16 protein-coding genes and 1 tRNA gene are annotated in these 15,846 nt (G+C 65.4%); 6 read left to right on the top strand and 11 right to left on the bottom strand.

The window, feature by feature from the left end; translation table 11 throughout:
* Positions 1 to 44 precede the first annotated feature (44 nt).
* The 3 genes from tilS (at position 45) to WKW80_RS09860 (ending at position 2,479) form a co-directional block, all read left to right on the top strand.
* Positions 45 to 1,013 (top strand): tRNA lysidine(34) synthetase TilS, encoded by a 969-nt coding sequence (tilS, locus tag WKW80_RS09870; RefSeq protein WP_340363390.1) that lies wholly within the window; start codon positions 45 to 47, stop codon positions 1,011 to 1,013.
* Between the two features lie 69 nt (positions 1,014 to 1,082).
* Positions 1,083 to 2,351 (top strand): aspartate kinase, encoded by a 1,269-nt coding sequence (locus WKW80_RS09865; protein WP_340363389.1) that lies wholly within the window; start codon positions 1,083 to 1,085, stop codon positions 2,349 to 2,351.
* 35 nt (positions 2,352 to 2,386) lie between these two features.
* Positions 2,387 to 2,479: transfer RNA gene (locus WKW80_RS09860), tRNA-Ser, on the top strand.
* Between the two features lie 435 nt (positions 2,480 to 2,914).
* On the opposite strand, the gene WKW80_RS09855 is transcribed toward WKW80_RS09860, so the two are convergent.
* Positions 2,915 to 3,406 carry a hypothetical protein gene (locus tag WKW80_RS09855; RefSeq protein WP_340363388.1) on the bottom strand — a complete coding sequence of 164 codons (492 nt, stop codon included), beginning with the start codon at positions 3,404 to 3,406 and terminating at the stop codon, positions 2,915 to 2,917.
* 224 nt (positions 3,407 to 3,630) lie between these two features.
* Between WKW80_RS09855 and WKW80_RS09850 the strand changes: the two genes are divergently transcribed.
* The gene (locus tag WKW80_RS09850; protein WP_340363387.1) at positions 3,631 to 3,858 is read left to right on the top strand and encodes a hypothetical protein; all 228 of its coding nucleotides are present in this window, start codon (positions 3,631 to 3,633) and stop codon (positions 3,856 to 3,858) included.
* 422 nt (positions 3,859 to 4,280) lie between these two features.
* The gene (locus tag WKW80_RS09845; protein ID WP_340363386.1) at positions 4,281 to 5,183 is read left to right on the top strand and encodes a LysR family transcriptional regulator; all 903 of its coding nucleotides are present in this window, start codon (positions 4,281 to 4,283) and stop codon (positions 5,181 to 5,183) included.
* 26 nt (positions 5,184 to 5,209) lie between these two features.
* Here WKW80_RS09845 and dmpG read toward each other — a convergent pair whose 3' ends face one another.
* The 9 genes from dmpG to WKW80_RS09800 form a co-directional block, all read right to left on the bottom strand.
* Positions 5,210 to 6,274, bottom strand: coding sequence for a 4-hydroxy-2-oxovalerate aldolase (gene dmpG, locus WKW80_RS09840; protein WP_340363385.1), 1,065 nt, complete (start codon positions 6,272 to 6,274; stop codon positions 5,210 to 5,212).
* Positions 6,271 to 7,233, bottom strand: coding sequence for an acetaldehyde dehydrogenase (acetylating) (locus tag WKW80_RS09835; RefSeq protein WP_340363384.1), 963 nt, complete (start codon positions 7,231 to 7,233; stop codon positions 6,271 to 6,273). The genes dmpG and WKW80_RS09835 overlap by 4 nt, the downstream gene beginning before the upstream one ends.
* Before the next feature lie 40 nt (positions 7,234 to 7,273).
* The gene (locus tag WKW80_RS09830) at positions 7,274 to 8,065 is read right to left on the bottom strand and encodes a fumarylacetoacetate hydrolase family protein (RefSeq protein ID WP_340363383.1); all 792 of its coding nucleotides are present in this window, start codon (positions 8,063 to 8,065) and stop codon (positions 7,274 to 7,276) included.
* Between the two features lie 17 nt (positions 8,066 to 8,082).
* Positions 8,083 to 8,400, bottom strand: a complete 318-nt coding sequence (locus WKW80_RS09825; RefSeq protein ID WP_340363382.1) for a YciI family protein — start codon at positions 8,398 to 8,400, stop codon at positions 8,083 to 8,085.
* 27 nt (positions 8,401 to 8,427) lie between these two features.
* A complete protein-coding gene (locus WKW80_RS09820) occupies positions 8,428 to 10,320 on the bottom strand; it encodes a TRAP transporter large permease (RefSeq protein WP_340363381.1) in 1,893 nt (630 codons plus the stop codon).
* Positions 10,321 to 10,364: 44 nt separating this feature from the next.
* Positions 10,365 to 10,892 (bottom strand): PPC domain-containing DNA-binding protein, encoded by a 528-nt coding sequence (locus WKW80_RS09815; RefSeq protein WP_340363380.1) that lies wholly within the window; start codon positions 10,890 to 10,892, stop codon positions 10,365 to 10,367.
* Between the two features lie 94 nt (positions 10,893 to 10,986).
* Positions 10,987 to 12,021, bottom strand: coding sequence for a TRAP transporter substrate-binding protein (locus tag WKW80_RS09810; RefSeq protein ID WP_422822886.1), 1,035 nt, complete (start codon positions 12,019 to 12,021; stop codon positions 10,987 to 10,989).
* Between the two features lie 138 nt (positions 12,022 to 12,159).
* On the bottom strand, positions 12,160 to 12,441 hold the full coding sequence (locus tag WKW80_RS09805; protein WP_340363379.1) for a hypothetical protein: 282 nt from the start codon (positions 12,439 to 12,441) through the stop codon (positions 12,160 to 12,162).
* Positions 12,442 to 12,506: 65 nt separating this feature from the next.
* Positions 12,507 to 12,824 (bottom strand): hypothetical protein, encoded by a 318-nt coding sequence (locus WKW80_RS09800; RefSeq protein ID WP_213954373.1) that lies wholly within the window; start codon positions 12,822 to 12,824, stop codon positions 12,507 to 12,509.
* Between the two features lie 293 nt (positions 12,825 to 13,117).
* Here WKW80_RS09800 and WKW80_RS09795 point away from each other — a divergent pair, with 293 nt between their 5' ends.
* The gene (locus WKW80_RS09795; protein WP_340363378.1) at positions 13,118 to 14,116 is read left to right on the top strand and encodes an ABC transporter substrate-binding protein; all 999 of its coding nucleotides are present in this window, start codon (positions 13,118 to 13,120) and stop codon (positions 14,114 to 14,116) included.
* Positions 14,117 to 14,320: 204 nt separating this feature from the next.
* On the opposite strand, the gene WKW80_RS09790 is transcribed toward WKW80_RS09795, so the two are convergent.
* A complete protein-coding gene (locus tag WKW80_RS09790; RefSeq protein ID WP_340363377.1) occupies positions 14,321 to 15,832 on the bottom strand; it encodes an eCIS core domain-containing protein in 1,512 nt (503 codons plus the stop codon).
* Positions 15,833 to 15,846: the final 14 nt, after the last annotated feature.

Here is a 15,846-nt window from a genome sequence, read left to right as displayed (position 1 = left end):
CCGCGGCCCGCTCGCGCGGGGCGCGGGCGTCGCACAATCGCCCGATGAATTTCGATCAGGCCATCGCGGCTTTCGAGCCGGCGTTTCCCTTGGCCGTGGCCTACAGCGGCGGCGCCGACTCGACGGCGCTGCTGATGGCGTGCGCCGCGCGCTGGCCGGGGCAGGTCGAAGCTTTTCACGTGCATCACGGGCTGCAGGCTGCGGCCGATGATTTCGAGCAGCATTGCGCCTCGGCTTGCAAGCGGCTGGGCGTGCCGCTGAGAGTGCACCGTGTCGATGCACGGCATGCAGCGGGCGAGAGCCCGGAAGATGCGGCGCGGCGGGCGCGCTACGCATCGTTTGCCGCGCTGGCAGCGGCCGGAGGCACTCGGCCTGCAATTCGATCTATCGCGCTCGCTCAACACGCTGACGACCAGGCGGAGACCGTGCTGCTGGCGCTGTCGCGCGGTGCAGGACTTGCCGGACTGGCTGCGATGCCCGAGGTGGCGCAGCGCGATGGGCTTCAGTACCACCGGCCCTTGCTCGGCGTGCCGGCTGCGGAGATCCGCGCCTGGCTGAAGGCGCGCGAAGTGGCGTGGATCGATGATCCGAGCAACGCCGACGCGCGCTTCACGCGCAATCGCATTCGCGCCGAACTGCTGCCGGCGCTCGATCGTGCATTCCCTCAATTTCGTTCGACCTTTGCCCGCAGCGCGCGGCATGCGGCGCAAGCGCAGGGGCTGCTCGTCGAACTGGCGCAGCAAGACCTCGCCGCCATCGGCACACCGCCCGTTATCGGCGCGCTGCGACAACTTTCGCGCGCCCGCCAGGCCAATGTCTTGCGGCACTGGTTGCTCCAAGCCCATGCCTGCACGCCCAATACGGCACAACTCGATGAACTGCTCGACCAGGTCGAAGCCTGCGCCACGCGGGGCCACAACCTGCACATCAAGATCGGCACCGGCTTCGCCGAACGGAGGGGTGAGCTCCTCCATTGGTACAATCCCTCGCCCCCGACAGAGGCTTCGCGCTGAACGTCAAGGGTGTACCGCCGCTTCAGGGCAATCCCGGGGCCGGTTTCATTTCTTTCCCAAATTTCACCCATGGCATTGATCGTTCACAAATACGGCGGCACGTCGATGGGCTCGACCGAGCGCATCCGCAATGTCGCCAAGCGCGTTGCCAAGTGGGCACGCGCCGGCCACCAGATGGTGGTGGTTCCGAGCGCGATGAGCGGCGAGACCAACCGCCTGCTCGGCCTCGCCAAGGAACTCGCTCCCGGCCGCGCCTCCGACGACTACAACCGCGAACTCGACATGCTCGCGTCGACCGGCGAACAGGCATCTTCGGCATTGCTGGCGATTGCGCTGCAAGCCGAGGGCATGCCTTCGGTCAGCTATGCGGGCTGGCAGGTGTCGGTGCGCACCGACAGCGCCTTCACCAAGGCCCGCATCGAGAGCATCGAGGACGAGCGCGTGCGTGCGGACCTCGACGCCGGCAAGGTGGTGGTCATCACCGGCTTCCAGGGCGTGGACGACTCGGGCAACATCACGACGCTCGGCCGCGGCGGCAGCGACACTTCCGCGGTGGCGATTGCCGCGGCGATGAAGGCGCATGAATGCCTGATCTACACCGACGTCGACGGCGTCTACACGACCGATCCGCGCGTCGAGCCCGATGCACGCCGGCTGACGACGGTGAGCTTCGAGGAAATGCTCGAGATGGCGAGCCTCGGCTCCAAGGTGCTGCAGATTCGCTCGGTGGAATTTGCGGGCAAGTACAAGGTGCCGCTGCGTGTGCTGTCGAGCTTCACGCCGTGGGACATCGACATCAACGAAGAAGCCAAGTCCGGCACGCTGATCACTTTCGAGGAAGACGAAAACATGGAACAAGCCGTCGTATCCGGCATCGCGTTCAACCGTGACGAGGCCAAGGTCTCGGTGCTGGGCGTGCCCGACAAGCCAGGCATCGCATATCACATCCTTGGCGCCGTGGCCGATGCCAACGTCGAGGTCGACGTGATCATCCAGAACCTGAGCAAGGAAGGCAAGACCGACTTCAGCTTCACGGTGCACCGCAACGACTTTGCCAAGTGCATGGACCTGCTGAAGGAAAAAGTCTTGCCGACGCTGGGCGCCGCCGAAGTGGTGGGCGACAGCAAGATCTGCAAGGTCAGCATCGTGGGCATCGGCATGCGCAGCCACGTCGGCGTGGCCAGCAAGATGTTCCGCGTGCTGAGCGAAGAAGGCATCAACATCCAGATGATCTCGACCAGCGAGATCAAGACCTCCGTCGTGATCGACGAGAAGTACATGGAGCTGGCCGTGCGCGCATTGCACAAGGCGTTTGACCTGGACCAGCCACCGGCGTAAAACGCGCCGACAAAGCTGGCATAATTGCGGGTTCCGGAACTGTGACCGAGTGGCCGAAGGTGCTCCCCTGCTAAGGGAGTATGGGGTGTAGAGCCTCATCGAGGGTTCGAATCCCTCCGGTTCCGCCAATACAGGTTTTTGGTCAATCCAAAGCCTTCCGAAAATGCCCCGTAAGTCATTGATTTACGGGGCTTTTTCTTTGGCCGTCTACGACGTTCCGACGTTTTCCAGCGGTTTCCAGTCCAAGCCCGACTCGGGGCGTGTACAGGGCGGGGTAGAGCGCACGCCCTAAGGCTGCGTCGAACCCCCAGTGGTAAAACCCGCGCCAATGGCTCGATACACACTCACGGCACTGGCGCTGAAGGCGCGGCCGACCGAGGCCGCCAAGGTGGCCGCAGAAAACAAGAAGCGCCAGCGCATTGGCGACTGCGTCGGCCGCGAAACCAGGCCGACGGCACCGCGGGAAATCGCGCGGTTGCGCGGCACCCGTCCGCTGATTTCGCGGCGACGCGGCGCGCGCTGCTGGCTGCAATGCCGCCGCCGCAGCAGCAAATGCTCACCGGCTAACCTACCGCGTAGTTCCCGCTGCTGATGTTGCCCGCGCTGAACTCGTTGTACAGCGCATCTTCGAGGTCGGAAGCAAAGTTGTCGACGCCCACGCCGGCCTTTGCCCATTCGATGTGGATGTGCGTGACGTGCCGGTTCACGGCATCGCCGCTGCGCGGAAATTCGAGGCCGGCGCGGTTCCATTCGCGCCCGTTGTAAATGACGGCAATCCAGCCCATCGCCACCCGTTGTGCCAGGAAAACCTGCACGATCCGGTCGGCGAAATCCCTTTCGGTCGGGTCGTTCGCGAAGAGGATGATGTCCAGCGCGCGGCCGGCAGCATGCGGGTCTGTGGACTTGTCCTTGTGCGGCCCGGCGGCTGCCTGCAGCCGGGGCAGCCAGCCGCCTTTTCCCTTGTTGGCAGCCTTGTCCCAGTAGTTCTGTGTGAGCAGGCCGGGCCCGAAGTTGTAGAGGGCCTTTTCAGTTGCGTCGACAGCGCGTCCAGCCATGGCGTTCTCCCTGTAGGGCACCTGTCGCCGGGCTCGATGCCCCTGCGTCAAGCAGCGCCTCCGTTTGCGATAGATCGATGTGTGAACGCCTTGATCTTGCGCACTGCTCGTGCGCTTGTCGTCCCTCATCGGGAGGATCGGTAGCCAGAAGCGGACACTTCCCCGGGCTTCCGCAAAGCGCCAGAATTGCGCTCGGTTCACGAGGCTGCCCATGTCGCTCAAGCATGAATACTGCAAAGCGATATGGCTGGGGATGGGGCGCGCCTTCGTGCTGGCAAGGATGGGCAGTGCTGTCCGCGTACTTCTTTCTGCTGGGATGGATTGCGGTGCTTGTCAGCCCGAGTCGGGAGCCTTTCACTTTTGTCGCGCTTGTCTCGGTCCTGAGCCTCTTCCTCGTCGCCGTCTGCTGGCTGAAGGGAGAGCCCCCGCGGTGGCGATGGGGCAGGGACTGAACGAGACGATCTTCGTGCCGCCCCCACGACCATCACACTGTCCGTCGCCTGCACCAGGCTCTGGTAGCGGTCGTCATCGGCATTGCGCAGATGCCCGACGACCGTGCCCTTGAGAACGCCATACGTGAACAGCGACTTGAAGGTGGGGATCGCAGCCTTGAACTGGAATACCTCGAGCGCGTACCATCGTCCACAAGCGCTGCGGCACTTTGATCACCGGCGATTCAACGGTCCACTTGCACGCCAGGACAATCAGATTTCGATTGGATCGAACAGGCAGCTAACAGGCAGCTAACAGGCAGCTTCGTGCGCCGCCGTTCGCATCTCTTGCTACAGGCTGACATGCAAAGATTCCCGCCGTTGGACCCACCTCACAGCATGGCATTCGGACTCCCGGCGCGCGGGACGGAGGTCCGACCACCATGGATCTGAAGCAACTCCAGCTCCTGGTCGACCTCGTGAAAGCTGGCAGCCTGAGCAAGGTGTGCGCCGCGCGTGGCATCGCCCAATCGGCACTGAGCAAGCAGATTGCCGGGCTGGAGCGCGACTTCGACGCCAAGCTCTTCCATCGCACGGGGCGCGGGCTCGTGTTGACCGAATTCGGGCAGGCGATCATGCCGCGCGTCGGCACCATCCTGTCCGAGGTCGACGCGCTCCGGGACGACATCCGCGCGCATGCCGGGGTGCCCAGCGGACCCGTCCGTCTGGCAATGCAGACGTCGATCACGCAATTCGTGGTCGGTGCGCTGTTCCAGCGCGTGCTCAGGGACTTTCCGCAGGTCGAGCTGCGCCTGATGGAAGGCTTCTCGGGAAGCATCGAGGAGTGGCTGGCCAACGGCCGGGCCGATGTGGGCGTGCTCGCGCGCTATGAAGGCGTCCATGCCGCCCGCACCGACGAAGCGCTGAACACGGCCGGTCTCTACCTGGTCGCGCCGGCAGGTGACCAGCTCACTGCGCAGCCGCAGATACGTTTCGCCGAACTGGCACACCTGCCCCTCGTGCTGCCCGGCATCCCCGACGGACTGCGCTTGATGCTCGCGGAGACGGCCAGGAGGCTCGAAGTCCCGATCAACGTGGCCGTGGAAGTCGACTCCCTCACGGCGATGAAGGAGATCGTGGCCGGCGGATCCGGATACACGATCCTGACGCGGCAGGCCGTCCACTTCGAGTTGGCGCAAAAGCGCTTGCAGGTCTCCCCGATCGTGGAGCCGACCCTCACGCGCACCTTGGTGCTCTCGACGAGCGTGCATCGGCCGATGACGCTGGCAGGCAGGGCAGTGGCCTCGCTCATTCGCGAAATCGGCCGCGAACTGGGACAGGACTGACCCTGGGCTGACGACGCGTGCGGGCTTCAGGCCGCTTCGCTCATCTCTGGCTGCGCGTGGATGCGCGCGTGCTCCGAGCGCTTGAGCAGGTCGAGTGCGACGTCCACGATCATGTCCTCCTGCCCACCGACCATCTTGCGCGCGCCGAGCTCCACCAGGATGTCCACCGTCTTCAGCCGGTACTTTTTCGCGGCCGCTTCGGCATGGCGCAGGAAGCTCGAATACACGCCCGCATAGCCGAGCGCCAGGGTCTCGCGGTCGACCCGCACCGGGCGATCCTGCAGCGGCCGCACCAGGTCGTCCGCCGCGTCCATCAGGCGGTAGAGGTCCGTTCCGTGATGCCAGCCCTGGCGCTCGGCTGCAGCGATGAACACCTCCAGCGGCGCGTTGCCCGCTCCGGCGCCCATGCCTGCCAGGCTCGCGTCGATGCGGTCGCAGCCTTCCTCGACCGCCACGATGGAATTCGCGACGCCAAGGCTCAGGTTGTGGTGCGCATGGATGCCCGTCTGCGTCTGCGGCTTCAGCACCTCCTTGAAGGCACGGAAGCGGTCGCGCACGTCGCTCATGCCCAGCGCACCGCCCGAATCGACCACGTACACGCAGGTCGCGCCGTAGCTTTCCATCAGCAGCGCCTGCTCGGCCAGCTTCCGGGGCGTGGTCATGTGGCTCATCATCAGGAAGCCGACCGGGTCCATGCCGAGTTCGCGCGCGTATTCCAGGTGCTGGCGCGAGACGTCCGCCTCGGTGCAGTGCGTGGCAACGCGCACGATCCGCGCGCCCGCGTCGTAGGCATTGCGCAGGTCGTGCGTGGTGCCGATGCCCGGCAGCAGCAGTGTCGCCACCTTCGCGGTCTTGACCGTCTCGGCGACCGCCGCGATCCACTCGACGTCGGTATGCGCGCCGAAGCCGTAGTTGAAGCTCGAACCCTCGAGCCCGTCGCCGTGCGCGACCTCGATGCTGTCGACACCGGCGGCATCGAGCGCCGCCGAGATCGCCTTCACCTGCGCGATGCTGTACTGGTGGCGGACCGCGTGGCTGCCGTCGCGCAGCGTCACGTCGCTGATGTAGAGCTTGTTCTTTCCCGGATTCATGTCGTCTCCTTCAGGCCGCGGGCGATGCCGCTGGCAATGCGTCGTTGGGCCATCATGTCGCCGCAGGCGAGTGCGGCCGAGGTCATGATGTCGAGGTTGCCGGCATAGGACGGCAGGTAGTGCGCGGCGCCTTCGACTTCCAGGTACACCGAGGTCCTGAGGCCATGGCGCGGCCCGAGCCTGGGCACGTTCAACGGATGCTCGGGCGCGATGACGTCGAACTGCACGCGCTGCTTCAGGCGATAGCCCGGCACGTAGGCCTTCACGCTCGCCACCATCTTCTCGATGCTGGCTTCGACCGCCGCCTGGTCGGCCAGTTCGGACAGCACGAACACCGTGTCGCGCATGATCAGCGGCGGCTCCGCCGGATTCAGCACGATGATGGCCTTGCCGCGTTCGGCGCCGCCGAGCTTCTCGATGGCGGCCTTCGTGGTTTCGGTGAACTCGTCGATGTTGGCCCGCGTGCCGGGCCCGGCGCTCTTGCTGGAGATCGACGCCACGATCTCCGCGTAGTGCACCTTGGCCACGCGCGAGACGGCCGCCACCATCGGGATGGTCGCCTGGCCCCCGCAGGTGACCATGTTCATGTTGCTCGCGTTCTCGCCCTCGAGATTGATGGCCGGGATCACATAGGGACCGATGGCCGCGGGCGTGAGGTCGATCACCTGGACGCCGTGCGCCTGCAGGACCGCGTCGTGGTGCTTGTGGGCGCCGGCCGAGGTGGCATCGAACACGATGTCGATGTCCTCGAAGACACCGAGCCGCACCAGGCCCTCGATGCCTTCGGCCGTCGTCGCGATGCCCAGGCGCTCGGCACGCGCGAGCCCGTCGGACTTGGGGTCGACGCCGACCATCGCACCCATCTCGAGGTGCTTGCTGTTGCGCATGACCTTGATCATCAGGTCGGTGCCGATGTTGCCCGGGCCGATGATCGCGACCTTGAGTTTGTGTGGAGGCATGGGTTGGTTTCCAGAGAGAGAGTGATGGGGGCCTGAGCCTTCAGGCGGCGAACTGCGTGGTGACGGATCCGAGGCCGCCGATGGTGGTGACGACCGAGTCGCCCGGCAGGACGGCAACCATCGGTCCCAGCGCCCCGCTCATGATCACGTCGCCTTCCCTGAGCGGCCTGCCGACCTCGACCATCTTCCTGGCGAGCCACAGCGCGGCGTTGAGGGGGTGGCCGAGGCAGGCGGCGCCCGCGCCGACCGAGACCACTTCGCCGCGCCGCTCCATGACCATGCCGCACAGCCGCAGATCGACCTGGTCGAGCTTGCGGGGCTCGGTGCCGAGCGCATAGAGGCCGGACGAGGCGTTGTCCGCAATCGTGTCGAGCAGGCGGATGTCCCAGTTCTGGATACGGCTGCCGACGATTTCGACGGCAGGCAGCACATAGGCCACGGCGGACATCAGCCTGGACAGCGTCAGGCCCTCGTCCGCCAGATCGCGCTGCAGGACGATGGCGACCTCGGCTTCGACCTTCGGCTGCATCACGCGGCCGAGGGCCACTTCCTGGCCCGCGTCCAGTTCCATGTCGGCGAACAGCATGCCGAAGTCGGGCGCGTCGACCCCCAGTTGCAGTTGCACGGACCTGGAGGTGAGTCCGATCTTGCGACCCACCAGCCGCCGGCCCTGTCCGAGGTGGAACAGGGTGTTGGCTTCCTGGATCTGGTAGGCCGCGTCGGCGCCACCGTCTTTCAGTTCGTCCCGGATGGGCGGGATGGCAATGCCGGTCTGGGCCGCGACCCGAAGGCGGGTGGCGATGTCGGCGATCGATGGAGGCATGGTGGTCATGTGCTGTCGCATTCTTTTCAGGAGGACGCCAGTGCCGCGGAGGCGAGCGGTGGCTGCAAGGCATGGGGGTTGCAGAACACGGAGGTCCAGGGCTTGGTCTGCACCTGTGCGAAGACGCCGCCGGTGAAGAAAGGGTCCTGGCCGACCAGGTGCATGGCGGCGTCCTGATCGGGCGCCTCGTAGACGAACAGCGCACCGCTGCCGTCGGCGAAAGGGCCGGCCAGCACGAGCTTCCCTTGGGCAAGGAGGCTGGCGAGATAGGCGCGGTGTTTCGGACGCAGTTCGGCCACCGTGGCCGCATCGGCGGCGTAAGTGATCCAGCTGGCAAATTTCATGGGAGTTCCTTGAATTGGTGAGGGCGGTCAGCCGAGGAAGCCGATCGAGAACCACGGAAAGACGGCAATCAGGATGGTTCCGGCGAGCAGCGCAAGCATGTAGCCGGCGATCGGCTTGAGGCCTTCGCTGGGGCTGATGCGGCTGATCGCGCAAGCCGCGTAGTAGCCCACGCCGAAGGGCGGTGCAAAGAGGCCGATGCCCATCGAGAGCACCACCACCATCGCGTACTGGACATCGTGGATGCCGAGCTGCTTGGCGATCGGAAACAGCAAGGGCCCGAACAACACGATCGCCGGAATGCCTTCGAGCACGCTGCCAAGCACGATGAACGCAACGATCGAGACCGCGAGGAAGCCCGCGGCGCCCCCCGGAAGATGCGTCATGACGTCGGCCAGCTGCCGCGAGAACCCCGACTGCGTCAGCGCCCACGCCATGCCGGTCGCCGCACCGATGATGAGAAGAATGGCACCCGACAGCGACGCTGTTTCAATCAGCGCGGGACCGACACGGCGCCAGTCGAACTTGCGGTAGATGAACAGGCCGACGCACACCGAGTAGACGATGCCGATGGTCGACACCTCGGTCGCCGTCGCCACGCCTTCGATGACCGCGGCGCGGATCACGAAAGGCAATGCGAGTGCAGGGGCGGCGATGAGCAGGGTCTTGCCGACGACGCGCCATGCCGCCTTGCGGTCGACGGCCTGCGACGACGACCGGTAGCGCCACCACACCACGAGGCTGAGCATGATCGCGAGCACGACGCCGGGGACCAGCCCGCCGGTGAACAGATCCGCAATCGAGATCCCGGTGACCGAGCCGATGGTGATCAGAACCAGGCTGGGCGGAATGGTCTCGGTCTGCGCGCCCGAGGCGGACAGCAGGGCCACCATGTCGCCTTCCTTGGCGCCCCTGCGCTTCATCTCGGGAAACAGGACGGGGGCGACAGCGGCCATATCGGCCGCTTTCGATCCGGAGATCCCCGACACGAGGTACATCGCCGCGATCAGCACGTACGACAGGCCGCCCTTGATGTGCCCCAGCAGGCTGGCCAGGAAGTCGACCATGGCCTTCGCCATGGCGGTCATCTCGATCAGCAGGCCAAGGAACACGAACATCGGAACCGACAGCAGGATCAGGTGCGACATGCCTTCGTCCATGCGTCCGATCACCACGCCGACCGGCGTCGGGGTCGTCAGGCCGATGTAGCCCAGCGTCGCCAAGCCGAATGCGAAGGCGATCGGCACGCCGGAGAACACCAGCAAGCCCACCACACCCACGAAGAAAATCAGCAGGTTGAGGTTGCCCAGGCTCGCCAGCACCGGCTGCAGCGCGATCAGCGCGCCGACCAGCAGGGCGACCGCCAGGATCATCGACGCCGCCAGCTTGCGGTCGGCAAAGCTGGCCAGCCGCAGCAGTGCCATCGCCATGATCAGGACGACGCCGACGGGGATGGCCGCTGCACGCCAGACGTTCGAGATGTCCATGGCCGGCAGCGTCACCATCATCTCGTCCACTGCGAATTCATAGGCGGGATGCGCGATCAGCACGAGATAGGTCAGTGCCGCGACGACCGCGAGCAAGTCGAGGCGGGAGCGGGTGCCCGGCGAGGCCTTGTCCACGAAGGCCGTCATCCGCATGTGACTGCCACGCCGGAACGCGACGACGGCGCCGAACATGGCCAGCCAGAGGAAGAGCAGGGAGGCCAGCTCATCCGCCCAGATGATGGGCGTGTGGAACAGGTAGCGGCTCGTGACGCCGGCGAAGAGCACGCAGATCTCTGCCAGCACGAGCAGCGCCGCGGGGATCTCGGTGAGATAGCCGAGGAACTTCTCGCACTGGGCGAGCCACGATGTGGGTGACGCGGCCCGGCCCGGGAATTCCGGGATGGGCGCAACGATGGCCTGCGGTTGGCTGTGCATGGTGCCTCCTGGGTGTGTCTTGGGCCGAGCGGCGAGCGCGGTGCTCACTGGTGGCCCGGCAGGCCGAGCACGTTCGCTCCGATGGCCGGGTCGACGAAGCGCTCGAATTTCTCTGGGTGCAGCAGCACGGTGATCTCCGAGGAGCCCGTGCCGACCGTCAGGCCGAGCAGGTGCCCGCCGCTCGCCATGAACGTGCCGTCGGTGATCAGTCCATGCGCATGGATGGAAGGCTTGCCCTCTTTCCATGCGATGGTGCCGGTGAGGTTGGCAATCTCCACGTTGTTGAAGGTCTTGGGGTCGAAGGCCTTGCGGCTGAAGTCGTAGAAGCCGAAGGTCGCCTCACGCATGAAGCCGATGCCGACGAAGCTGGCGCTCGGAATCTTCTCCACGACGGCCAGCCGTTCGAGGTGCGCGACGACGTCGTCGCCGTTGCGCAGCACCATCAGGTAGCCCGTAGGCGTCTTGACGTACTTGCCCTTGAGGTCCTGGGCCTTTGCCTCGCCTGCATGAAGGGTGGTCGCGAAGAGCGCAGCCACGGCCGCTGCGAGGCCGAAGAGTCGGATCGATTTCATATGCATGTCTCGTTTCTGTGTGGGTTGATGGCGCACGCTCCCGCCGACGGGGTGCCCGCAGGCACCTCGTCGACGAACGTACCGTTGAGGTGAATCAGGACAGGTTGCCGGCGTACTTCTCGAGCGTGGCCCAGGCTTCCGGGCCGAACTTCTTCTTCCAGTCGGCATAGAAGCCTGACTTCTTGAGTTCCTGGCGGAAAGGCGCGAGCTCGGGCGTGTTGAAGGTCATGCCCTTGCTCTTGAGCTCATCGGCCAGCCGGACGTTGAGAGCGCGCACGGCCTGGCGCTGGCGCAGCGCCTGCGCGTCGAAGGTGGTGGAAGCCAGCTGGCGCAGGTCTTCGGGCAGCGCGTTCCACTTGCGCAGGTTGGCGACGAGCCAGAAGCCGTCCCACACGTGCGACGTCATGGAGCAGTACTTCTGCACTTCGTACAGCTTGGCGGTCTCCACGATGGTCAGCGGATTTTCCTGGCCGTCGACGATCTTGGTCTGCAGCGAGGTGTAGACCTCTGCCATGTTGATGCCCGCCGGCGCGGCGCCGAACGCCTTGAAGAGCGAGGTCAGCGCCGGGCTGGGCGGCACCCGCAGCTTGAAGCCGGCGAGGTCCTGCGGCGTCTTGATCTGCCGCGTGCTGCTGGTCACCTGGCGAAAGCCATGGTCCCAGATCTTCGCCTGCGGCAGCAGGCCGGCCTTGGCGAAACCCGAGCGGATCTGAGCGCCCAACTCGCCGTCCATCGCGTTGAAGACAGCGTCGTAGTCGGGGAAGGCAAAGCCGACGCCGCTGATCGATGCGCCGGGAATCAGCGTGCCCCAGATCAGGCCGGCCGTGCTCACGAAATCGATGGCGCCCGACCTGACCTGGGAGATCATGTCGGTGTCGCTCCCCAACTGGCTGTTCGGGAACACCTCGATCGCCAGCCGCCCCTTGGATTCGCGCAGGATCGTGGCACAGGCCTCCTGCAATCCGGCTGTCGTCGGATGCGACGGCGCCAGGGCGATGCCGAGCTTGTACGAGAACTCCGCGCCTGCGGCGTGAGCCGTCGAAGGCTTCAGGAGCAGCGGCGGCGCGAGCGCCGCGGCACCGAGTGCAGCGAACCGCTTGAGCGAATGACGCCTTGAAGGCGACGACAGGCCCCCGTGTGCCACCGTGTCAGAGGAGGGTGCAAGAAGGGACGCTGGGCTTGTGTTTGTCTGGGTCACGGTGTTGTCTCCGTCGAATTCGTTGTCGGGGTTGTCGGCTGCGCATCGCCAGGATCGGCAGCCGACGGCTTACTTGCCGTTCAGGTGCGCCGCGAAAGAGCGGGCGCCGGCCCAGTTCTGGACCAGCGTCAACTTGCGACGCAGGAACAGCCCCTCGGCCACGCGTTCCGCGAACGCTTCGTAGGTCTTCGTCGGGTCGTCGATCTCGAAGACGAAATAGACCTTGGCCTCTTCGTTGGAAAGCCAGGGGCCTGCAAGGAGCTTGAGGTCCTCCGGCAAGTTGTGCGGCTTGACGCCTTCACGCAGCTTGCCGAGGAAATCGGTCACGCCCTTCATGACGGGAGGACTCATGTCCTTCAGCCAAACTTCATTGAAAAAAACCGGCATTGAATTTCTCCTTGGATACGGGGAAAGAACTAGATCGCGTTGACGCGGTCGGAATAGGCTTTCATGCCTTCCCAGCTGGAAAGCAGCGTGAGCTTGCGGTGCGAAAAGAGGCCGCTGACCACGCGTTCCGCGTAAGCGTCGAACATGTCCGACGGGTCGTTGATCTCGAAGACGAACATCACCTTGGTCTCTTCGGCCGAGAGCCACGGACCCGCCACCATCCGCAGATCGTTGGGCAGGTTGTCGGGCTTGGACCCGACGCTCAGGTTGCCGAAAAACTCCACGGCTTCGGCCATGACCGATGGCGTCATGTCGCCCAGCCAAACTTCATTCAGAAACAACGGCATTGGATGTCCTCATTCATGTGATTTGCGGCCGGCACATTCGGCCTTGCCGCTGCAACTTCGACCTATTCGAAATTGACGGGCCAAGCTTAGAAACTGCGCGCCCCGCGAGGAAGCATCGAACGGAGATATCAGCCATTCCGCGAGCGCCAAAGGACGAAGGGAAAACACTGATGGACCCGGCGTGCGCGTAGCCGAAGTCCTGGGTCCGCACTTGACCTGGACGCAGCGGCGTGGGCATGATTTGGCTTCGCCGCCTCCCACTTCGAGGGCGGCTCCAAGATGCGAGGTGCGTCATGATTGGACGTCGTCGACTCATCTCCGGTGCCGCATGTGCCGTCGGGACGGTGGCATTGGCCCAGGTTCCGGGACGCACGTATCGCATTGCCTACTTCGGGTTCACGGCAAAAAATTCAGCCGACGATGACCGGATCGTGGCGGCGTTCATTGGTCGACTCCGTGAACTCGGCTTCGTGGAAGGAAGAAACCTGACCATCGATTGGCGCTACGCGGAAGGAAAGAACGAAAGGTACGCCGAGTTCGCCAAAGAGATGCGAGAGAAGGGTGTGGACGCGGTCGTGACGGGCACGTCGACGGCGGCGCGTGCCGTGGTCGAGGCTGGAGGAAACATCCCCGTCGTTATCTTCGGGATCAACGATGCGCTGCGAACCGGTCTCGTGGCGAGCTTCACTCGTCCGGGCGGACAGGTCACGGGGCTGTCGAACTTCGCCGGCGACCTCGTGCCAAAGCGGATCGAGCTGTTCAAGGCTGCGGTCCCGACCGTCTCCAGGATCGCATTTGCCCGCTGCCCGGAATGCGGGCGGATGTCTGGGCTCAGCAGCGCAAGTATCGATGCGGCTTTCCAGAGCTACCGTGAAAGCGCGGGATCGCTTGGAATCACCCTGATCCCCGTGGACATCAACGCGTCCGCCGACTTCCCGGCGGCAACCGCATCGATCAAGAGCGAGCAAGCCGATGGAGTACTTCTGACGCCAAACCAGATCAACGCGAAGCTGCGGGACGACTGGATTGCTTTCGAGGCGGCGCAACGAGTCCCTGTGATGGCGGACTATCGCAGCTATGGATCTCTGCTCTCGTACGGCCCCGACTACGCCGCGGTGTTCCGTCGCATGGCGGAACTGGTGGTGAGGATATTGAATGGCGAGAAGCCCGGCGACATGCCGTTGGAGCAGCCGACCAAGCTCGAGTTCGTTGTCAATCTGAAGGTCGCCAGCGCAATTGGCTTGTCGATCCCGCAGAGCGTGCTCCTTCGCGCCGACGAAATCATTTCGTGAGGCACAGCCCAGCGCTCACGAGCCGCCTGCTGGCTCATCTTTCCCCCGAAATGAAACGCCCCCGATGGGCGATCGGTGCCTCACGCCATGAACTGGAGGCCCGCGGGCGCCTCCGAATCGAAGTCGATGATCTCGCGTTGCAAGTCGTCCAGCGAAGCGGTCTTCGGGGCGGCGGCGGCCGCGTTGGGATGCAAGCCCCCGACTTCACCATGTGACGCGCAGGAAGTCGTCCCCCAACCGGCGGTTGCCGTTGCAAACGTCGAAGGCGCGAACCATGAAGCGCCAGTGGCCGGCGTTGCGACGGCTGCCGGGGTTGTCCTGGCCGCGGTAGGTGTTGCCGAAGGCGGCGTTGCGTTTTGCGGTGTTGTCGAGGTATTCGTCGCCGTTGCCCAGCGCCGAATGCGGGCCGGTGCGATGGCCGTAGCGGGTGTCGGCGGCGTCGCGGTCTTCGATCCAGGTGTTGGCCGCGGTGCCGGCGGGAAAGCCGGCATGCGGCGGTCCACCGGGGCCGGCGGCGGCATAGGCGGCATCCCACTGGATGAACTGGCGGATCTCGCAGCAGGAGGCGAAGAGGCCGTTGGCCGGGTCGTCGGCGAATTCGGCGTCGAAGTTGAAGGTGGCCTGCCGTATCCCGCCGACCAGCGGCGGCGTCAGCGAGGTGACCGCGTGGTACGCCGGGCCGTGGACCAGCGCGCCACGGCCCACGCCCTCGGCGCCGATCTCGCGGAACAGGCGGCGTGCCGTGCCCGGCCCCAGCTTGCCGTCCTGGCCGATGGCCTGCACCGCCTGCCAGCGCACCACTGCATTCACGAAGTCTTCGTCGATGACGGCCGGCACTGGCTCGATGCCAAGCACGTCGCGCAATTCGCTGACGCCGGCCGTGCCGATGACCGTGACCACGCGCTGGTTGAATGCGATGGCCGCGGCGATCTCTGGCGCGGTCAGCACCTTGCCCTCCGCGCGCGGCCGCGGCGGCTCGAGTGCGAAATCGCGCTGGAGGATCCTGCGCGCGCCTGTGCCGGTGCAGGGAGCGGTGTGGTCGGTGCGGGTTGTGTCCTCTTCGTCCTGTTGCGGTGTCGTTGCCTTGGTGGCCGACTTGCGGCGCATCACCGGCGCGCCGGTTTGCTGGATGACGTGGGTCAGTTCGTGCGCGATCAGATGCCGTCCGCGCGAGGTGGCGGGCGCGTACTGGCCAGCGCCGAAGACCACGTCGTGGCCGACGGTGTAGGCGTGCGCCTGGACCTCGCGCGTCGATTGCTCGGCCGCTGCGTCGGCGTGCACGCGCACCTCGGAGAAGTCGTGGCCGAAGCGGTCTTCCATGTCGCGGCGCAGCGCCGGCTCCAGTGGACTGCCCGTACTTGCAAGGCTGCGATGCACGCTCGCAGGCACGGCCGCCGCGCTTTCTTGCGAAGCTTGCGCGGTGGCGCGCTGGATGCGAGGGGCAACGCCGTGTGCCGCTGCATGCGCGGGTCCCGTCAGGACCTGGTCGGCGACGCGGTCGGCTTCACGCTCCAGTGGATCGTTGCTGGCGCCGATCACGAGTTCAGCCTGCAGGAACTCGCGTTCCTTGCGCTGCGCAAGATCGTCCGTCGATGACTTCGCGCTGCACGCGCTGCACGGGCTGCATGCGCACTGCCGCTGCAGCAGCCCGCTGGCGGCGGCCGGATTCGACACTGCGCGGGAGGCCCGCGCCTGCAGGGGTGCAGCGGCTTTCATGGTCGACCTCCTCG

This window comes from Variovorax humicola (genome assembly GCF_037889915.1).
Lineage (GTDB): Bacteria > Pseudomonadota > Gammaproteobacteria > Burkholderiales > Burkholderiaceae_C > Variovorax > Variovorax humicola.
This window is presented reverse-complemented; position numbering and strand designations above follow the sequence as displayed.

What these genes read in the sequence shown, in the direction of transcription:
- tilS (WP_340363390.1), top strand. Translation starts at nt 45, where the DNA reads ATGAATTTCGATCAGGCCATCGCGGCTTTCGAGCCGGCGTTTCCCTTG.
- WKW80_RS09865 (WP_340363389.1), top strand. Translation starts at nt 1,083, where the DNA reads ATGGCATTGATCGTTCACAAATACGGCGGCACGTCGATGGGCTCGACC.
- WKW80_RS09855 (WP_340363388.1), bottom strand. Translation starts at nt 3,406, where the DNA reads ATGGCTGGACGCGCTGTCGACGCAACTGAAAAGGCCCTCTACAACTTC.
- WKW80_RS09850 (WP_340363387.1), top strand. Translation starts at nt 3,631, where the DNA reads ATGAATACTGCAAAGCGATATGGCTGGGGATGGGGCGCGCCTTCGTGC.
- WKW80_RS09845 (WP_340363386.1), top strand. Translation starts at nt 4,281, where the DNA reads ATGGATCTGAAGCAACTCCAGCTCCTGGTCGACCTCGTGAAAGCTGGC.
- dmpG (WP_340363385.1), bottom strand. Translation starts at nt 6,274, where the DNA reads ATGAATCCGGGAAAGAACAAGCTCTACATCAGCGACGTGACGCTGCGC.
- WKW80_RS09835 (WP_340363384.1), bottom strand. Translation starts at nt 7,233, where the DNA reads ATGCCTCCACACAAACTCAAGGTCGCGATCATCGGCCCGGGCAACATC.
- WKW80_RS09830 (WP_340363383.1), bottom strand. Translation starts at nt 8,065, where the DNA reads ATGACCACCATGCCTCCATCGATCGCCGACATCGCCACCCGCCTTCGG.
- WKW80_RS09825 (WP_340363382.1), bottom strand. Translation starts at nt 8,400, where the DNA reads ATGAAATTTGCCAGCTGGATCACTTACGCCGCCGATGCGGCCACGGTG.
- WKW80_RS09820 (WP_340363381.1), bottom strand. Translation starts at nt 10,320, where the DNA reads ATGCACAGCCAACCGCAGGCCATCGTTGCGCCCATCCCGGAATTCCCG.
- WKW80_RS09815 (WP_340363380.1), bottom strand. Translation starts at nt 10,892, where the DNA reads ATGAAATCGATCCGACTCTTCGGCCTCGCAGCGGCCGTGGCTGCGCTC.
- WKW80_RS09805 (WP_340363379.1), bottom strand. Translation starts at nt 12,441, where the DNA reads ATGAGTCCTCCCGTCATGAAGGGCGTGACCGATTTCCTCGGCAAGCTG.
- WKW80_RS09800 (WP_213954373.1), bottom strand. Translation starts at nt 12,824, where the DNA reads ATGCCGTTGTTTCTGAATGAAGTTTGGCTGGGCGACATGACGCCATCG.
- WKW80_RS09795 (WP_340363378.1), top strand. Translation starts at nt 13,118, where the DNA reads ATGATTGGACGTCGTCGACTCATCTCCGGTGCCGCATGTGCCGTCGGG.
- WKW80_RS09790 (WP_340363377.1), bottom strand. Translation starts at nt 15,832, where the DNA reads ATGAAAGCCGCTGCACCCCTGCAGGCGCGGGCCTCCCGCGCAGTGTCG.